The 17,670-nt window shown below is 52.8% G+C and carries 15 protein-coding genes and 1 pseudogene; 4 read left to right on the top strand and 12 right to left on the bottom strand.

Annotated elements, in window-relative coordinates; genetic code table 11:
* Window positions 1-74: 74 nt before the first annotated feature.
* A complete protein-coding gene (locus tag O146_RS0103755) occupies window positions 75-863 on the top strand; it encodes a hypothetical protein (protein WP_152514626.1) in 789 nt (262 codons plus the stop codon).
* 4 nt (window positions 864-867) lie between these two features.
* On the opposite strand, the gene O146_RS0103760 is transcribed toward O146_RS0103755, so the two are convergent.
* The 5 genes from O146_RS0103760 to glpX form a co-directional block, all read right to left on the bottom strand.
* Entirely contained in the window at window positions 868-2,859 is a 1,992-nt protein-coding gene (locus tag O146_RS0103760; protein ID WP_027017702.1) for a hypothetical protein, read from the bottom strand.
* A gap of 19 nt (window positions 2,860-2,878) precedes the next feature.
* Window positions 2,879-3,487, bottom strand: a complete 609-nt coding sequence (locus O146_RS0103765; RefSeq protein WP_155896222.1) for a hypothetical protein — start codon at window positions 3,485-3,487, stop codon at window positions 2,879-2,881.
* 1,268 nt (window positions 3,488-4,755) lie between these two features.
* Window positions 4,756-5,121: a zinc ribbon domain-containing protein YjdM gene (locus O146_RS0103770; protein ID WP_027017704.1), complete on the bottom strand. Its 366-nt coding sequence runs from the start codon at window positions 5,119-5,121 to the stop codon at window positions 4,756-4,758.
* A gap of 225 nt (window positions 5,122-5,346) precedes the next feature.
* Window positions 5,347-6,750, bottom strand: coding sequence for a class II fumarate hydratase (locus O146_RS0103775; protein WP_027017705.1), 1,404 nt, complete (start codon window positions 6,748-6,750; stop codon window positions 5,347-5,349).
* A gap of 132 nt (window positions 6,751-6,882) precedes the next feature.
* Window positions 6,883-7,893, bottom strand: coding sequence for a class II fructose-bisphosphatase (gene glpX, locus O146_RS0103780; protein ID WP_021353015.1), 1,011 nt, complete (start codon window positions 7,891-7,893; stop codon window positions 6,883-6,885).
* Between the two features lie 225 nt (window positions 7,894-8,118).
* On the opposite strand from glpX, the gene O146_RS11000 reads away from it, so the two are divergent.
* Window positions 8,119-8,694 carry a DUF4245 domain-containing protein gene (locus tag O146_RS11000; protein ID WP_024272774.1) on the top strand — a complete coding sequence of 192 codons (576 nt, stop codon included), beginning with the start codon at window positions 8,119-8,121 and terminating at the stop codon, window positions 8,692-8,694.
* Between the two features lie 8 nt (window positions 8,695-8,702).
* Here the strand turns inward: O146_RS11000 and O146_RS11005 are convergent.
* From O146_RS11005 to xseA, 4 genes and pseudogenes are all read right to left on the bottom strand, one after another.
* A pseudogene (locus O146_RS11005) lies at window positions 8,703-9,952 on the bottom strand (glutamine synthetase beta-grasp domain-containing protein).
* Window positions 9,934-10,143: a hypothetical protein gene (locus O146_RS12980; protein WP_081820560.1), complete on the bottom strand. Its 210-nt coding sequence runs from the start codon at window positions 10,141-10,143 to the stop codon at window positions 9,934-9,936. The pseudogene O146_RS11005 and the gene O146_RS12980 overlap by 19 nt, the downstream one beginning before the upstream one ends.
* Window positions 10,144-10,158: 15 nt before the next feature.
* The gene (locus tag O146_RS0103795) at window positions 10,159-10,452 is read right to left on the bottom strand and encodes an exodeoxyribonuclease VII small subunit (protein ID WP_027017706.1); all 294 of its coding nucleotides are present in this window, start codon (window positions 10,450-10,452) and stop codon (window positions 10,159-10,161) included.
* Between the two features lie 94 nt (window positions 10,453-10,546).
* Window positions 10,547-11,785 (bottom strand): exodeoxyribonuclease VII large subunit, encoded by a 1,239-nt coding sequence (gene xseA, locus O146_RS0103800; RefSeq protein ID WP_027017707.1) that lies wholly within the window; start codon window positions 11,783-11,785, stop codon window positions 10,547-10,549.
* 95 nt (window positions 11,786-11,880) lie between these two features.
* Here xseA and O146_RS0103805 point away from each other — a divergent pair, with 95 nt between their 5' ends.
* Complete coding sequence (locus O146_RS0103805) at window positions 11,881-12,864, top strand: 4-hydroxy-3-methylbut-2-enyl diphosphate reductase (RefSeq protein WP_023019693.1); 984 nt, start codon at window positions 11,881-11,883, stop codon at window positions 12,862-12,864.
* 16 nt (window positions 12,865-12,880) lie between these two features.
* On the opposite strand, the gene O146_RS11010 is transcribed toward O146_RS0103805, so the two are convergent.
* The 3 genes from O146_RS11010 to O146_RS0103820 are packed head-to-tail and all read right to left on the bottom strand — an operon-like array spanning window position 12,881 to window position 16,412.
* Window positions 12,881-13,678: a DUF6542 domain-containing protein gene (locus tag O146_RS11010; RefSeq protein WP_024272776.1), complete on the bottom strand. Its 798-nt coding sequence runs from the start codon at window positions 13,676-13,678 to the stop codon at window positions 12,881-12,883.
* A gap of 11 nt (window positions 13,679-13,689) precedes the next feature.
* Complete coding sequence (locus O146_RS11015) at window positions 13,690-14,883, bottom strand: DNA recombination protein RmuC (RefSeq protein ID WP_081820561.1); 1,194 nt, start codon at window positions 14,881-14,883, stop codon at window positions 13,690-13,692.
* 32 nt (window positions 14,884-14,915) lie between these two features.
* Window positions 14,916-16,412 (bottom strand): AI-2E family transporter, encoded by a 1,497-nt coding sequence (locus O146_RS0103820; RefSeq protein ID WP_027017708.1) that lies wholly within the window; start codon window positions 16,410-16,412, stop codon window positions 14,916-14,918.
* Between the two features lie 151 nt (window positions 16,413-16,563).
* Between O146_RS0103820 and ychF the strand changes: the two genes are divergently transcribed.
* Window positions 16,564-17,649: a redox-regulated ATPase YchF gene (gene ychF / locus O146_RS0103825; RefSeq protein ID WP_027017709.1), complete on the top strand. Its 1,086-nt coding sequence runs from the start codon at window positions 16,564-16,566 to the stop codon at window positions 17,647-17,649.
* The last annotated feature ends 21 nt before the right edge of the window (window positions 17,650-17,670 follow it).

Consider the following 17,670-nt stretch of genomic DNA (forward strand, 5'->3'; position numbering starts at 1 on the left):
GGGGCTTACCCGTTGCACAAGCTAAAGCATTGGAAATTGAATTAGAAACAACCTTCAGCACTGCAGGTATAAGCATGCAGTTAACTGGACGGAAAATTCATTTGCGGTGGCGAGAAGGCCACGAGACTAGCAGGGAGCTGGCGCCACTGTTAGAAGACATTGCTGATGGTGCTGCCTTGTCGGCTAGTGTGGATGAATTCGTCGCAAAGATCATCCGTTACGAGACCGAAACCGTTGCGCGTGGTTTGACCTTGTCGCAGCTTTATCGCGGGGCTTTTATGCATTTGGATGCCAAGCGCGGTGGTGAGTGGGGCAGCTTTAGCCTTGATTTGGCTCGCTATCTGGTGGTTGGTGGCGCTGGAAGCTATCTTCGGCTACCGGCGTATGAGGTACGAAAAATTGACGACGACATTCAAACAATTGTGGAAATTGCGCGAAAGAATTTATTTCGCGCTTTAGATAATGCACAAGTGGATGTGCAACGCCGACGTAGTGGGCCGGGCGGAGAGTACGCCTATGTGTTGCGTTGCTCGAACCCGCATTGGTCTTCTATGCCGCTATTTTTAGATTGGTGTGTGCAGCGTTTCATTCCTGGTGAAGAATTCGACGCTGGGATACTTTTTGCGGTGCCACAACCAGACATGGTGTTAATTCGCCCAGTCACGTACGGAAATGACTTAGCTGAAGGTATGGCAACGATGGCGGGAGCGGCACTGGCATTATTTGCGGCTGACAAGCGTGGAATTTCGCCGCGCTTACATGTAAGCGTTGGGGGCGAAATCCACGCGATTTCCGACGTAACGGATAACAGCTATCTGCTGTACCCAACGGATTATCTGGTTGAACGGATTAAAGGTACTTAAACCGTTAATCTCGCACCCAGGCACCGATAACCCCAGGTACTACCGGTCGACGTTCACCGAGTAGTGCTTTTTGGTTCCCCTCGCGTTCAATTGCTGTGGTTACAGCCTTTGCACGGCTTGGTTTGGAATTTGTTCCAGTACCTTGCCCTTGTTGCCCGGCACCACCCATCATTGGCATCATTCCACGACCCATGTGGCCGGAACCCGAACGACCAGAGTTTCCTGCTTGAGAGCTGTGGTTTCCGGAAGCGCTGTTGCCGTGTGGGTTGTGGGCACCGTGTTGTCCATTGGAACCAGAACTACCGGATCCGCCATGTCCATTAGAGCCATGGTTACCAGTTGCATTGGGGCTGTTTTGGCCTGCATGTGGCCCGGGGGATCCAGGTTGATTGGGGCCACCCGCATGGGAAGCTCCGCCGCTGGAGCCAATGGGACGGGCAGAAAAGTTTTCGCTGTGCCCTCCGGAATAACCGCCGGCACCAGGAATCGCAGTTGAACCCAACCCGCGCGCTCCAATTCCGAGTTGCGCGCCAGGATTCATTCCGCCACGGCCAGAGATGCTGTTGTTGACGCCCCGTCCTGATTCTGACACCCCTGGTAACGATGTGTTGGCACCGCGTGCACCACCAAACACATTTGTGCCTGATGCATTAATTGGTTGGGAACCGTTCGTAGTTGTTGGGGATGGATGCGTGATGCCAGTGTTGAGCGGGGTACCGGTATTGCCATTACCTAAAACACGGGCGGCACCAGCATTAGGCGAATTGTTGGCAGCCATGGTTCCCGGCGTACCTTCGAAGCGGCTCAAACCAGGGGATCCAGCGCCACCATGGTTGGGAGCAGAAAAACCTGTTTGTTGCGCATTAGTTGGATTAAAAGTTGCTGCTTGCGAAGCTACATTAGTAGGCGTGTTATTGGTGCCCGCAGAATGGTGGGCTGCGGCATGGGTTGACACACTATTTTGGCCCACGTTCGCTACTTGTGCTGTGCCGTTGTCTGCGGCAGCAAATGTTGCTTGGTTTGGTCCGTATTCGGCGATGGTCCGTTGAACTTCACGGGGCAACTGCATGGCGGCCCGTGCTTCTTCCACGCCAGATTTTGCATGGCCGGTGCCAACTGCTTGGTTTTCGCCGCCGCTAGCGGCTGGGCTAGGGATGCTCAGTCCCAGGAGACGCGGAACGGCCGTCTGTAAGGCGGTGCTGAATTGGGTAGGGAAAATATCCAAATAAGTTTTCTCAATCAATTCGCGTGCGCTTGGGGTGTGATTTAGAGCCACCGCGGCTTGCACAGCTCTGGTGTTATTCCGTGCCGCCTCAATCGTGCCGATCAGGTTATTGATGGTGCTGTTCATGATCTGAGAATTAGCATTCAATGTCCGGCTGGTTTCTGCAAAATGACGTAGTTTCTGTGCACCACCGGAGATTGCGTCACCATAGTTATTTGCTTCTAGATCCGCGGCCACTTCTTCCAAGCCATCGGAAATTTCGGTGGCGGCTTGGCTGAGTTGCTGCCAGAGATCAGCGTCGTGGTGTGCTGCAGAATCAACCGTGCTGGAAAAATAACTTGCCAACAGATTGATATCCGGAACCCGGCCGATAGCGGGGCTGTTGATTGCTACCGGAGCAGACTTGTCAGATGGTTCAGCGGCGGTAAAGAACTTGCTGCTAGCGGAAGGATGGCCAGAATACATGTGGGTCAGGCTGCTGGAGAGGTATTCATCCTGCTCGTAGACTGCGCTTGCCAGGTTGTGCAGGTTGTCGGCGGCCCATGAAATTTTGTCACGTAGTGCCATGAATTCTTCCGCTGCAGCACCAGGATTACCAGAAAGCGTTCTACCATGCTCGGCGGCAAGGAAACCTAGCCCTGGGATCTGTGAAAAAGCCTCAGAGAGGCGTGAGCGTCCACTTTCCCGGCTAGCTTGGTATGCCGACGCTCCAATTCCCGCCAGCTTTGATCGGATAGCGGATAGTGATTCGGTTGAAATGTTTAATTCCATAATTGCCCCCGATTTTTATCTAGTTGAGAACGATTTTTTCTAAGTTCTCTAGTGCGATCATGCAACTTTCTTCTAGTGTAAGACCTCTAAGTTTGCCGTGGTCACCGATGTTTATACGCCCCTTTACAGTTTCGATTCCAGCAGTGCATTCATCAGTAGCAGTCAATTCCCTGAAGTGGACCTCTGCAATGGAGGAATCGGATGGAATGTCGAGAATTTCTCTTTTTTCCTCGAGCTCTTTCATAGAATAATCATCAACCGTAATTGCGAGGTTTCCTGCTTGGCCGGTTGAGTAAGACTCGGTGAGATCTTCGGACATACCGAGAAAGCATGTGATATGTGTTCCGTAGATTCTCGTTTCGGAGATTTCCGGATGATAATGCAAACCTGCCTTTTCCCAGACTGAATCTGGTGCTTCGTCGCATAAGTTGAATAATTCGAAGTCGGGAGCGTGACGATCCGTGGGTCCGCGTTCGGGCACCCAGTCAGCAAATTCGATGGATTCCTGTACTGGTTCATCGGCTACGGCATCATCGTCGCTCTCGGTTACAGAAGCATTGTCCGAGGTGCAGCCTGCGACTAAGCTGCCGGCAAGCAATGTCGCTAGGCTAATTCGGTATCTGCTCATCAGCTTTCCTTCCATCCTATTTTCAATAGCTATTGGTGATCTTGGATTATCAGGGGAGGAGTACTACGAGTGGATTAGACTCTGCATTAGGTCAGAAGGTTCCCGTACTCAGCGAACTAGTGCAGTCCGAGAACTTTTGTTAGATAGACGCGAGGCGCCCAGGATCAACACTGCGGTGAGATCCGGGGCGCCTCGCGCTCGCAACCCTATTAATTTATTTCCTAAAATCAGCCGGATTCCGACCCGAGCAATCGATGATCAACATTGATTACTCATAACCCCCATTGGGTCGGAATCCTGTGGCCTTTTGGAAAGCGCCCCCGAAAGCGCTTTCCGAGAGCACGCTGGCGATACACGCGATGACCCCCATCGTGTATCCGCTGAATAGGCAGCTTCGGCTATAGCCGCTTCTCGGGCCTCCTTTCGTCTTCACAGGCGAAACCCGAGCAATTGATGCAGCCCTTGACCTCCGCGCGCCTGACACGGTGATTGAACAACGACGATTCTGGTTAACATTATTCCCCCGAATGTGGTTAACCAGGCCGTAGCTCAAGGCCGAATCGGCAGCCAGCGTGAGGCCGTTCCGAAGTAGCTGCATCAATGATCCCCCGCTTCTAGCCGGTGATTACAAACGTGCTCTCAGCGAATAATCAGCGGGAACTGATTTCGTTCGCCGGAATTCATTGTGCATGAGAACCGGTGATTTGTCCCGCCGGGTGCAAAGAAATAAAATACATGATTGATCAACCATTTCAAGGAAGCTTTGGATTGCGGGAATGCATTCGGGGCTGAGTTCGATAAGCCTAGTATGGCCTGAGTGTTAGATATTTTCTTGATAGTTTTTCGAGAGAAAATGCTGTGAATTAAATGGCTGGCGGCGGGGTTTTGCAAGCGTAGTCGGGGTGGATTTGCCTCACTTTAATATTAGAGGGCTGTGAAATCTGAGACGTGTGGGGTTGTAGCTAAATATTGCCTGGAAGAGAACTGGGAAAATTTAAAACGGGAACATGTTCGAACCCTGGTTTTGGGTGGGGTGAAATGCGTGTTCATGGCCGTAAAGCTAGGGCCTGTTTGTTCTACCCCTAATCTGGGGGTATTTCCGGTGCGTTATGCCGACATCGGTTGGGGCACAGGGGGTGCTGAAAGAACAATGTGTAGCCCCGAATAGAAAAATACGCCCCTGATTTTCTCAGCGGCGTTGTCAGGTTTCTGGCGGAAAAGCCTCAGAAATCCCTTTCGGGGTTGGCAAAGTGGAGAAGAGAAAGTAATTAAGACTTTTTCACGACGGCGGGCTTCAGCGTCATTGCGCCAAATCCATCGATCTTGCAATCAATATTGTGGTCTTCCGGGCCGGTGCCGGCGTCGTAATTCAAGCGAATATTACGCACCTTGGTGCCTGTCTTCAGTGGTTGTTGGGCGCCTTTTACCTTTACCGTTTGTGTGATCGTGACCGAGTCGCCGTCGGCGAGCTCATTGCCCACGCTGTCTTTAATGATGTTGTTGGAGGCATCTACAGCGCCATCTGTGGAATCGTTGCTTGGATTCCACTCGTATGCACACTCGGGGCAAACGATCATTGGAGGTAGCTCATAGGTGTATTCACTGGTGCACTCTGGGCAAGCTGGCAAAGTCATTGACTAATAATAACCGTCGTGAGCTCGCTTAAGGAATTACGTGCACAGCAAAAATAGGCGGATAGCCTAAAGAAAAATTCTGCATTAGGGGCCGGCGAATTTCTGGGTGTGCATAGAAATGGTTAACGCTCCAGGCATTGAGCCTAGAGCGTTAATTTAACGTGCAGTAAGAGCTGTGTGTACAGCTGCCTGCGGCCAGGCTAGCTGCAGGCAGAACTGCAAGCCTTAGAAGCGATCGCGGTCGGTATTGGCCATGGCGAGTACGTCGAGGCGCTTATCCAACTCTTCTTCGGATAGATCATCGCCAACGAAGCCCAGGTCAATGACGGCCTCACGGATGGTGATTTCCTTGGCCAGTGCATGCTTTGCTACCTTCGCAGCGTTTTCGTAGCCGATAGCCGAGTTTAGCGGAGTCACGATCGATGGGGATGATTGCGCGGAAGTCTTCATCATCTCGCGGTTTGGCTCGATGTCATCGATTAGGCGCTCAGCGCAGACACGGGACGTATTAGCCAGCAGACGAGCCGATTCTAGAACATTGCGTGCCATCATAGGGATGAAGACGTTCAACTCGAACTGACCCTGGGTGCCACCGAAGGAAACAGCAGCATCGTTACCGATCACCTGTGCGGAGACCTGGGTGGCGGTCTCACACAGAACCGGGTTGACCTTGCCCGGCATGATCGAAGAACCAGGCTGCAGGTCAGCCAGCCGGATCTCGCCTAGGCCGGTCAGTGGACCGGAACCCATCAGGCGGATGTCGTTAGTGATTTTGTACAGCGAACCAGCGATGACCTTCATCGCACCTGAGAATTCCACCAGTGCGTCGCGGTTCGCTTGGGCTTCGAAGTGATCTACTGCCTCGCGCAGTTCTTCGAGTCCGGTTAGCTTCTTCAGTTCTTCGGTGACCTGGGCACCGAAATCAGCGGAGGTGTTCAGTCCGGTTCCGGTTGCGGTACCGCCAATTGGGAGCTCACCCAGACGCGGCAAGGTGGCCTTAACACGCTCGATACCAAGCTCGATCTGGCGAGCGTAACCACCAAATTCCTGGCCCAAAGTCACAGGAACAGCGTCCATCAGGTGGGTTCGGCCCGACTTGACGACATCCTTCCATTCTTTAGCTTTGTTTAGCAGCGAATCGTGCAATTGTTGCAAACCAGGGATGAGGTCCTTCACCGCGGCCTCAGTAGCTGCGACGTGGGTAGCCGTTGGGAAGGTGTCGTTGGAAGACTGGCCCATGTTGACATCGTCGTTCGGGTGAACCTCGGTGCCGGCCTGCTTTGCCAGAGATGCGATAACCTCGTTGGTGTTCATGTTCGATGAGGTGCCGGAACCAGTCTGGAAGACGTCGATTGGGAATTCGTCGTCGTATTTGCCTTCAGCAATTTCCTTGGCAGCGGCAATGATGGCGTCAGCCTTGGCACCGTCCAGAGCACCGTTGTCTTTATTAACCTGTGCACATGCGGCCTTTAGCAGACCCATTGCGCGAATCTGTGCAGATTCCAAACCACGGCCAGAAATAGGGAAGTTCTGCACTGCGCGCTGGGTTTGTGCACGCCACAAAGCGTCCTTTGGTACCTTGACTTCGCCCATCGTGTCGTGTTCGATGCGGTATTCTTGCTCAGTCATTTTCTCACCTTCAAGTCAATACTTAATTGCGTAATTTGTGTAGCCGGGAAGCTGTGCACTTGGCCGGGTAATGGCCTGTGCTGCATACCAGTATTCCAGCGTTGCGCAATTATTTCCGGTATAAATTGTTGCTTATTTGCTGCTGTAATCAATCACGGAGTATTCCTGCAGCTTAGCGAGCTGGTGAATTGATTCGACATAACGGGTTGTGCCGGATTTCGAACGCATCACCAAGCTACGTGTGACAGCGCCGGCAGGACGATAAGAAACCCCACGGACCATATCGCCATCAGTCACGCCGGTGGCGGCGAAGTAGCAGTTGTCCGACGAAACCAAGTCGTCAGTAGTTAGAACCTTGTCCAAGTCGTGCCCGGCAGCGCGCGCCTTTTCTGCTTCTTCCTCGCTTTGTGGCCACAACTTGCCCTGGATTTCACCGCCCATACATTTCATCGCGCAGGCGGTAATGATGCCTTCTGGGGTGCCGCCGATGCCCATCATCATGTCAACACTGTTGGAATCATGCGATTGTGCAGCGGCAATTGCGCCAGCAACATCGCCATCCATAATGAGACGTACTTTGGCACCAGCTTCACGAATTTCTTTAATCAATTTCTCGTGGCGCGGGCGATCCAAGACTACGACGTTCATTTCCGCAACCTTGATGCCTTTGGCCTTAGCGACGGCGGCTACGTTGTCAGCTACCGAAGCATTGATGTCGATCGCACCACGTGCTTCTGGGCCAACTGCGATCTTGTTCATGTAGAAGACCGCGGATGGATCGAACATTGTTCCACGCTCTGCAGCTGCAATGACGGAAATGGCATTTGGGCGACCTTCTGCCATCAATCGCGTGCCATCAACCGGGTCTACTGCGATATCTACCTTTGGGCCTTCGCCGGTGCCAACGTTTTCGCCATTGTAGAGCATTGGAGCCTCATCTTTTTCGCCCTCGCCAATCACAACGACGCCGTCCATATGCACCGAGTTAATCAGGCTGCGCATGGCATCGACTGCAGCACCGTCGCCCTCATTCTTCTGTCCGCGACCTACCCAGCGCCCCGAGGCCAAAGCTGCGGCTTCGGTAACGCGGACTAATTCCATGGCGAGGTTGCGATCAGGGATATACGAGGTGGGAGCGGACATAAATCCTCCTGGGTTCTAGCTTGGGCATAAACGTGCCCCCCATTGTTCCACTAAAATAGTCAACCGTTGTGGGGCACACCCAATAAGCCGCTAATAAAGCCGATGAAATGTGTGAGTCAGCCGATCACATGGTTGATTGAACACATCGCTGGGCGTTGTGAATTCGTTGTGAATTCGCGCCTGGAATTACCACCTCTAATAGCTAAACGTGCCATACTGTTGGACGTGGCTGGCGAATCTAAAAAACCCGCAATTTTTCAAGGTGGCCGAGACATGTTTATCTCTGTCGCCGTCATTGTTATTGCCATGATTGTGGTAGTAGCTCCTACAGGGCTCTGGTCTTATAGCCCAGGGGAGCCAGAATTCGAGCCGGTGCGCGAAGTAGACCCGCAGGCGTTTATCGATAATGAAGCCCGTGCTAGTGCGTACGACATCTACTTCCCGGAGGCCCCACAGGATTGGGTTCCGAACTCAGCGCGCCGCAAACTGATCGACGGCGAAACCTCCAGTGTCGTTGGATGGGTGACAGCAGAGCGCGGTTTCATCCAAATTGCGCAAACAGGCGTGCCACTTGCGCAAGCGTTGCAGAAATTTGACAGCAAATATCGTCCGAACCAAGAAGCGCGTCAGATTGTCGGCCGCGAGGTGACCGTGAAATCTTCTGACGACGCTTCCGTAAGCAGGCTGTGGGGAGTGGAGAAAAACGGCACCACGTTGCTATTTGACGGGGTTGCTTCTGACGACGAGTTCACCACGATCATTGCAAACACCCTGCAGGCCGACGCCTACCAGCCTGCATAGGTAGCGCACTACACGTTGTAATAGAGCTCAAATTCTTTTGGGGTAGGCCCTTCACGCAGCGGCATAATTTCTTTGTCGTATTTCAACCGGATATGAGCGTCAAGCAAAGAGTCGCTGAACACGCCTGTGCGCGTTAGGAATTCTCGGTCATTGTCCAAAGCTTCTAAGGACCGTTCCAGTGAATACGGCACTTGCGCAACTGCTTTTGCTTTGGAGAAGCTGACGTCAGACAAGCTAGACGAGTCAGACGAATCGAAATCAACAGGGTTGCCTGGATCAATCTGGTTCTGAATACCATCCAAGCCTGCTAGTAGCTGCGCAGCAAAACCTAGATACGGATTCCCTGAAGGACCTGGCGCACGGAATTCTAAGCGCTTGACATCCAGGTTATTTCCTACAGCCGAGATTCTAATGGCTGTAGAACTATTTGATTCCGAATACGCCAAACACCTTCTAATGGCTTAGGCATGAACGTTGCAGTCCGCCCCATAGACTCGGCTGCGTTCTTCACGATGTATTTGAAGGTCTGCAAATCATCGCCAGCAGCCAACAATGTATTGAACCTGCACTCGACCTTTTGTGCACCGCCTGTAGCGATCTCGTGATGGAACCGCTCTACTGCAAACCCGCACCCCGTCAAGTGATGTGCGATTTCATCACGAACCGGAATGGTCTTGTTATATGGGGCGACGGGGAAGCGGCCGTCGTTAATTTGGATTTGGTTTCCGCGGTTCAGACTCCCGTTGATCATGGTCTTTTCGCCAGAACGCCACCAGCCCTCATCAGAATCGACGCGGTGGAATGCAGTATTAACTGAAGTGGAATAGCGCACGGAATCGAACACGAAAAATTCCGCCTCGCACCCGATATAACAGGTGTCGACAATGCCAGTGTCTTGCAAGTATTCTTCAGCGCGACGGGCAATGCTGCGTGGATCCCGGGAATAGGGTGTGCCGTCGGAGGCCGACTTGTGCACGAAAAACTTCATATTGACCGTCTTGTGCGCACGAAATGGATCAATATACGCGGTGGAAATATCTGGGCGCAGAATCATGTCGGGTCCATTGGTGGTAGTGAAACCATAAATCGACGAACCGGCAAAGGCAAACCCCGCTACCGCTGAAGCCTCAGTAAAAGTATTTGCCGGAATGGTCAACGCATGCTCGGTGTCGCGCAGATCTGTAAAACGCATATCCAAATACTCGACGGAATGTGCTTCGAAAAAATCGAGTAACTCGGTCACAGTAGTGACGGCGATGTCTGCTCCTCGCAGAAGTTTCTTTTGGGGTGGTCGGCTATTCCGGTAATTCCGGCGTCTTCGTCGACAAGCAGCATAAGAGTTTCCTCCATAGTCTTGACGCATTGGGCAGAATCTGTGACTTGTGCGTCAACCATGTCCTGTTCGGATAAATAGAGGAAATCAATCCGGGTATCGTTCGGCGTGCTCAATAACGTGTTTTATCCTTATTCGCCGTGATCGGTGCCAGAATCCCGATTCTGTGCGCCAGATTCATCTCCTGCGCTATTCCTAGCACTCATTGCCTCGTCAACACGGCGGTTTGCCCGATCTAAATGCTGTTCGCAACGCTTAGCTAAGGCCTCGCCACGTTCCCAGTACTTTAGCGATTCGTCAAGCCCCATCTGACCTAATTCCAAAATTTTGACGGTCTCAATCAGCTCGTCACGGGCTTGTTCATAGCTGAGTTCATCAACTGGGCGCTCTGGGGAAGGATTTCCGGTACCAAAAGAATCGTTCATTGTGCAGCCTTTCGAAATAAATAATTACAGAGTTAACGCAAGGTACAGGGACTCAGCAACAAGTTAATGACATGAGGAGGGGACTGCTCGTTGCCTAATCCGCATGCTGGGTTCCCATACCCGCCGCAGTGATCGAGCCGTCGGCGACGCGAATGCGTAATTGAGAACCAGGAGGTGCTTGTGCAATCGTGGTTACAACCTCTGAATCGCCATCACGAGGCAGTACCTGCACGATTGAATAACCACGTTCTAATGTGGATGCTGGCCCGAGCGCAGAAACCTGTCCGCGTAGAGCTGCAACCCGCGAGCTTTCCTGGCCAACGACATGACGGATTTCCCGACGAATAGCAGCTAATGCATTTTCGAGTTCGTCGTGCCGGGCTTTGATCGGGGTACGCGGGTCCGCCAGCACCGGGCGGGAGCATAAAGCATCCAGATTTTGTCGTTCGCGTGCTACCCACTGTCCGATAGCCTGCGCCATTCGGGCGCGTGCTTCGTCGAGAAGCGCGCGTTCCTCGGCGACGTCAGGGATGACTCTCTTTGCCGCATCCGTCGGAGTCGCTGCACGTAGGTCTGCGACATTGTCCAGAACCGGTGAATCTGGTTCATGGCCGATTGCTGAAACGACGGGTGTGCGTGCCGCTGCTACTGCACGTTGCAGAGCTTCTTCGGAAAACGGTAACAAGTCTTCCACGCTGCCGCCGCCACGTGCGATGATGATGACATCAACCTCGTCGTCGGCGTCTAGCTGCTGGAGTGCGTCTATTACTTGACTGACCGCTTGGGCACCCTGCACTGCGGTATTAATAACACGGAAGTCCACGGCAGGCCAGCGGTCACGTGCTACTGAAAGAACGTCACGTTCAGCAGCTGATCCGCGCCCGGTAATCAGACCTACTGTACGGGGAAGATAAGGGAGCGGAAGTTTTTTCGAGGCGTCGAACAGACCTTCAGCGGCAAGCTGCCGACGCAGATTTTCGATGCGAGCGAGTAGTTCACCGACCCCCACATGCCGAATATCAGTCACCCATAACGAAAACGACCCGCGGCCTGCGTAAAACGCTGGCTTGCCGTACACCACGATGCGATCGCCATCTTTAATCGGAGTAGGCAAATTTTGCAGTAATTGCGTGGAGGTCGTGAGAGAAACCGACATTTCCTGGTTGACGTCGCGCAAAGTGAGATAGGACAGCTTCCACGACGGTTTCATGTTGACCTGCGTGAGTTGGCCTTCGACCCACAAATAACCGAGCCGTTCAATCCAGCCCTTGATCTCGGTATTGGCAGTGCTGACTGACCATGGATTCTCTAATGTAGCGGGTGGTTTACTCAACAACGATCCCTTCGTCCAACGATGCGCGTAGCGGTTGTACCCGGTAACAGCTGCCCATTGTACTGGGTGTTGACGTATTGGATACCCTGGAGGGCATGACTGAACAGGCTGAGCGACAACCCAATGTTCTTCTCGCGGCACCCCGCGGCTACTGCGCTGGTGTGGACCGCGCCGTTGAAACGGTGGAAAAAGCCTTAGAAAAATACGGAGCACCGATCTACGTGCGCAAAGAGATTGTGCATAACAAGTACGTGGTGAAGACCTTTGAAAAGCGGGGCGTTATCTTCGTAAATGAAGCATCGGAGGCTCCAGAAGGCGCCCACCTGGTGTTTTCTGCACATGGTATCTCGCCGGCGGTGCGGGCTGAAGCTGGTGAGCGAAAACAGATTACGCTTGACGCCACCTGCCCGCTGGTGACAAAAGTACACCGTGAGGCTGAACGCTTCGCCCGCGACGGCTATCATATTTTGCTGGTCGGCCACGAAGGCCACGAAGAAGTCGAAGGCACCGCTGGGCATGCGCCAGAGGTGACCTATCTTGTCGACGGTGTGGAGGGGGTTGACAAGCTTCCGGAATCGTTGGTTGATGAAAAGATTGTTTGGCTTTCACAGACCACGCTCTCGGTAACGGAGACCATGGAAATCGTCAATAAATTGCGAGAACGATTCCCGCACCTAGAAAATCCACCGAGTGATGACATCTGCTATGCGACGCAAAACCGCCAAGAATCGGTTCGTGCGATCGCCCCGCAGTGTGAATTAGTAATCGTGGTGGGATCGACGAACTCTTCGAATTCCAAACGATTGGTAGAGGTTGCCCTTGATGCTGGTTCTAAAGCGTCGTACTTGGTCGATTTTGCTGATGAGATCAAGGAAGAATGGTTGGACGGTGTGGAAACCGTTGGTGTGACCTGTGGTGCTTCGGTTCCAGAATTACTGGTTCGTGACGTCATACAATGGCTCGATGAGCGTGGATTCTCTGATGTGAAAGAAGTGACGACGACAACCGAGACGATCCAGTTCTCACTGCCGCGCGATCTCCGTCCAGCCCGTAACCGGAAAAAGCAGGTCCAAAACTAAGATTGTGGTTGGTTCATTAATTATCCCGGTTATTGCTCCGGGAGAAGGCCGAAGATCTTTCGCCTGCCCGTCGCGCTGACGTACGAGTGGGAGCTGCTGGGCGGATGCGTTCTGTGGATGCCGTTGGTTCATTAGCGGACTTCGACGCATGTGCGCTAGCCTGCGCCCTTCGGGCATTGGCTTCCAGTTGACTGCTTGGGCGTGTTGATCGGGGGAGCCGTGATGAACGCACCGGGGAAGAAGTAGCGTTGTCAGCACGGTTACGTGCCATCAATTCTTCTACGGTTACACGGTTGGTGCGTTCGCGGGCGCGCGAACTAGAGCGAATATTGCGTCGATTAGATTCTTGATTACGGCTGCGCTGCTGCCTTCTGTTTCGCTCGTGTATCTTTGCTTGACTGTTTAGTAGCAATAATCGAGCCACAGCGATACCGATGGAGATGACGGTGATCAAAGCTAGCGCGGGAAAATATTCGACCACGGCGTAAATCGAGGTCCATACCATCGTGCGTGATGCAGCCTTGGCCCCGTCTGGCGCTGAAGCGATGTTGTTGCCCCAGGAGGTGGAGAACGCGAAAAAACCAAAAATTAGCGGAAGCGGCGCTACGGTCAGAAATAACGACTCTGCTTCTACGAAGAGCGTGACGAAAACCGCGGCAAGCAAAAAACACAACAAGAAAGGCCAGCCAAGGCCATTAAACAAGATGCTAAGTAGTAGTCCTGTCACGCTGGCGGCCAGCACTAGTACAAGTGCAAGCGACAACGACAGGCCGGAAAAACCTGGCGCGGGGGACCTTCGAGACTGTGTAGACACAGTAGGTCATCTTAGCGGAAGTCAGATTCGTGATAGTCTGCGACATCTACATACGTAGGCGAAGAGTCTGTGGAGCTGTGCCGTGCACGGTGTGCTGCGTGATACGGCTTGGTGGGTTCTCGTGAACTCACTCCCATTTCTGCTAATCGTCGAGCAGTAACCTGCACTCGGGAATCTAGTGAAGAGAGCGTGGAATTGTAGGCTTCAACAGCCTTGTCCAGACTCCTTCCGACACGATTGTAATGTTCGCTGACCGTATTTAACCGCGAGTATAGCTGACGGCCCAGCTCATGAATTTCTTTGGCTTTTTCGGAAAAATCTTCTTGTCGCCAGCCCAAAGCTACCGTACGTAGGAGTCCAAATAGTGTAGTCGGTGTTGCAATTACAATGTTTCTGGAAAATGCATACTCGAGTAATTCCGGGTCGGTATTGAGTGCCGAATCAAGGAATGGGTCCGCAGGTACGAACATGACCACGAATTCTGGACTGGGTTGGAATGCATCAATATAGGGTTTTGCTGAAAGATTTGCGACGTGGTTGCGCAGTAGGTGAGCATGTCGACGCAAATAACCGGCGTGTTCTTCCGGATCATCGGTATCAAGAGCATCCAGATATGACGTGAACGGTACTTTGGCATCGACGATGAGCTGCCGACCCCCAGCTAAATGAACAACCATATCGGGGCGAACGAGTCTTTCTCCCAGCTTGGCGCTTGTTTGCACACTGAAATCACAGTGTTCAACCATTCCCCCGAGCTCAACGACGCGTTCGAGCTGCATCTCACCCCAGCGGCCTCGGACATTTGGGCTGCGCAGGGCGTTTACAAGCTGATCTGTGCGTTCGTTTAAACGCGTAGATGTGCGTGATAGTGCCTGAATTTGGCTGGTCAGCGATGCCGCGGTATGGCTGCGCTCGGATTCCATGGTGCGCAATTGCCCATTGATGCTTTCCAGCGATCTTTCCACGACTGCGAGAGATTCTAGCGCGGGCGTGAGCCCAGGTTCAGGCCGGGAAGCTGGGGGATGTTGATTTACTGACTCTTCATTGAGTAGCCCCGAGTCTCCTGCAAACTTCGGGCGGTCAAGGGATCGAGTGGCGTTTATTGTGCCGTGTGGGCGCAAGCTACCGTGTGCGAACCATCCGAGAGCGATGCCCAACACGAGTGCAATAAATACGGAAACGATGGCAACTGTAGAAATGGTCATGGTATGGCCTGCGGAGAGTAGGGGAAAAGCGATCAGGCATCAGGTTGATGCTTATGTTTATTTGATTTGGACATTTTTGCCCACCAGCGTTCCACGCGGTCGGTGGCCAAGCGGTGATGTTGGCGGTCGGACTTGTTGATGCTTGGCCGGGCGTCTAAATTGATGCGTTTTTCGAGTTGATCTTCGAGATCATCGTCGAGATGAATGGTGGCTTCCTTGGTGTATTTCGCGGCATCCTCGTGGGCATGGGCGTGTGTGCTTCCGTCTTGCCGCCAGGAACGACGTAAGTTGCGTCCGTTATCTTCGGTGAATTTAGCGGCCAGCTCACCAGCGATCGTCACCGAAGTGATATCGCGTGCGCGGCGCTCACCAGAATTCAAGGTGAGGAGGTCTTGGACGTAACGATAACCGACGGCGATCATTGCTGCGACAGGTACTGCCAAGAATGCGCCGATTAGGTTGAACAGTGCAGTACCAGTAATTACGGAAATCAACACGACCACTGGGTGTAAGTTCATTGCGCGCGCCTGGAACCACGGTGAGAGGATATTGCTCTCAAGTTGTTGGACTGCGACGACCACGATGAGCACCATAATTGCTTCAGTAAATCCAAGGCTCACCAACGCAATTAGCGTCGATAAAGCTCCGGCGGTAATCGCCCCGGCAAAGGGAATGAAGCCGGCCATAAAGGTGATAATCGCCAGTGCTAGTGCCAGCGGAACTCCGATGATAACGAGCCCGAGACCAATAAAGATGGCGTCAATTAAAGACACTAAGGCTTGTGCGCGGATAAATCCGCCCAGGGTGAGCCACGCTCGGGTGAAGAGTTCGGTCAAGTGCCAACCAGTACGACGACCCGTAGCGCGGCGCAGCCAAGGTAGGAACTTATGTCCATCTTTGAGGAAGAAAAAGGTCAGAACTAAAACCACAAATAGAGTGATGACCATTGAGGTTGCTGTTTCGATGCCAGCAAAAACACCGCCGACGATGGTGTCGGCCTGTTCTTGCAGCCAGGTAAATACCTCTTCAATGAAATTTGAGAGATCATCGCTATTGAGGTGGAGAGGTGGGCCTTGTAACCAGACTTGCACTCGTTGAATGCCTTCCACCGTCTGTAAGTAAAGGCCTTGGGATTGACGAACGAAGTCGGGGGCGATGAAGAATATAGTTCCGCCTACTAAGCTGACGAAACCGCCCAAGGTTATTAGCGCCGCGAGTGAACTCGGAAAGCCTGCATTTCTTAGCTGGCGCGAGATCGGAGCCAGCATGGTGCAGATGATTAATGCAAATGCAATCGGCAATACGCCAGCCCAGAAGCGACCGACGATCCTGCCCAAAAAGTAAATGAATGCACCAAGGATAATTAGGCGTAATGCCCAGGTGGCGGCCTGTTTAATGCCGTGGCCGAGCACCACAGAACGATCGACTTGATCGCCGGGTGGGTGCGGCGTGATATCTGACCACTCGATATCCTGTGGAGCAGGTTCTTGCTCCTGGCGATCTTGTGCTCGGTCTGGCTTCGTACTCACGCCTAATATCATGCCTTATTCCTAGCTGCTAGGCGAAGAACGCAGATGCAGATTCACTCGCAGGGCGCTGTGGGATCGTTGCCTGGGCAAGTTAACTCCAATCCTGCGATGGCTTCGAAGTACCTAAAGCTAATACGTTAGGATGAGCCGTGTGAGTCTTACTTTAGGAATCGTCGGATTGCCCAATGTTGGCAAGTCCACTCTGTTTAATGCCCTGACCCGTAGCGATATTCTGGCAGCGAATTATCCGTTCGCCACCATCGAGCCCAACGTCGGCCAGGTGGAGCTTCCGGATCCACGATTGCGTCGGCTCGCGGAGATTTTCTCCTCTGAGCGGATTTTGCCAGCCATCGTTTCCTTCGTAGATATCGCCGGCATCGTGAAAGGCGCTTCGGAAGGTGAAGGCATGGGAAATGCGTTCTTGTCGAATATTCGTGAAGCCGATGCGATCTGCCAGGTGGTTCGTGCCTTTGCCGATGACAACGTGATCCATGTTGACGGTAAGGTCAACCCAACTAGTGATATCTCCATCATTAATACTGAGCTTATTCTTGCGGATTTGCAGACTTTGGAAAAAGCCCTCCCGCGACTGGAAAAAGAAGCCAAAAAGAATAAAGACCTGACCGAGGTCGTTGAAGCTGCGAAGACAGCTCGTTCAGTATTGGAAGACGACCGCACACTGTACGCAGCTGCGAAAAACGGTGAGATTGGATTGGCTCCCTTGCGTGATCTGCATTTGATGACCACTAAACCGTTTCTGTATGTCTTTAATTCTGATGAAGAGGTACTGACAGATGAGGCGAAGCGGGCCGAATTGGCAGAATTAGTAGCGCCAGCCGACTGCGTCTTCTTGGACGCAAAGACCGAAACTGAATTGCTCGAATTAGAAGAAGACGAAGCAGCCGAATTGTTGGAATCTGTCGGGCAAAATGAGCCTGGGCTGAACACCCTCGCGCGTGCTGGTTTTGAGACACTCGGGCTCCAGACCTATCTGACCGCGGGACCGAAAGAAGCCCGTGCGTGGACTATCAAGCAGGGAGCTACAGCCCCACAGGCAGCGGGCGTGATCCACTCGGACTTTGAAAAAACCTTTATCAAAGGTGAAATCGTGTCTTTCTCTGATCTCGACGAGGCAGGCTCCATGGTTGCAGCGCGTAACGCTGGCAAAGTGCGCCTGGAAGGCAAGGACTACGTTATGCAAGATGGCGACGTATGTGATTGGAAGACCGGCGCTTAACACAGCCGTCTGGAACAACCC

This window comes from Corynebacterium pseudodiphtheriticum DSM 44287, from assembly GCF_000688415.1.
Classification (GTDB): Bacteria; Actinomycetota; Actinomycetes; order Mycobacteriales; family Mycobacteriaceae; genus Corynebacterium; species Corynebacterium pseudodiphtheriticum.

Bases quoted from the DNA above. Each gene is read 5' to 3' on its own strand.
- O146_RS0103775 (WP_027017705.1), bottom strand. From the start codon at position 6,750: ATGACTGAGCAAGAATACCGCATCGAACACGACACGATGGGCGAAGTC.
- O146_RS0103755 (WP_152514626.1), top strand. From the start codon at position 75: ATGCAGTTAACTGGACGGAAAATTCATTTGCGGTGGCGAGAAGGCCAC.
- O146_RS0103760 (WP_027017702.1), bottom strand. From the start codon at position 2,859: ATGGAATTAAACATTTCAACCGAATCACTATCCGCTATCCGATCAAAG.
- O146_RS0103795 (WP_027017706.1), bottom strand. From the start codon at position 10,452: ATGAACGATTCTTTTGGTACCGGAAATCCTTCCCCAGAGCGCCCAGTT.
- glpX (WP_021353015.1), bottom strand. From the start codon at position 7,893: ATGTCCGCTCCCACCTCGTATATCCCTGATCGCAACCTCGCCATGGAA.
- O146_RS0103770 (WP_027017704.1), bottom strand. From the start codon at position 5,121: ATGACTTTGCCAGCTTGCCCAGAGTGCACCAGTGAATACACCTATGAG.
- O146_RS0103805 (WP_023019693.1), top strand. From the start codon at position 11,881: ATGACTGAACAGGCTGAGCGACAACCCAATGTTCTTCTCGCGGCACCC.
- O146_RS0103765 (WP_155896222.1), bottom strand. From the start codon at position 3,487: ATGAGCAGATACCGAATTAGCCTAGCGACATTGCTTGCCGGCAGCTTA.
- O146_RS11015 (WP_081820561.1), bottom strand. From the start codon at position 14,883: ATGACCATTTCTACAGTTGCCATCGTTTCCGTATTTATTGCACTCGTG.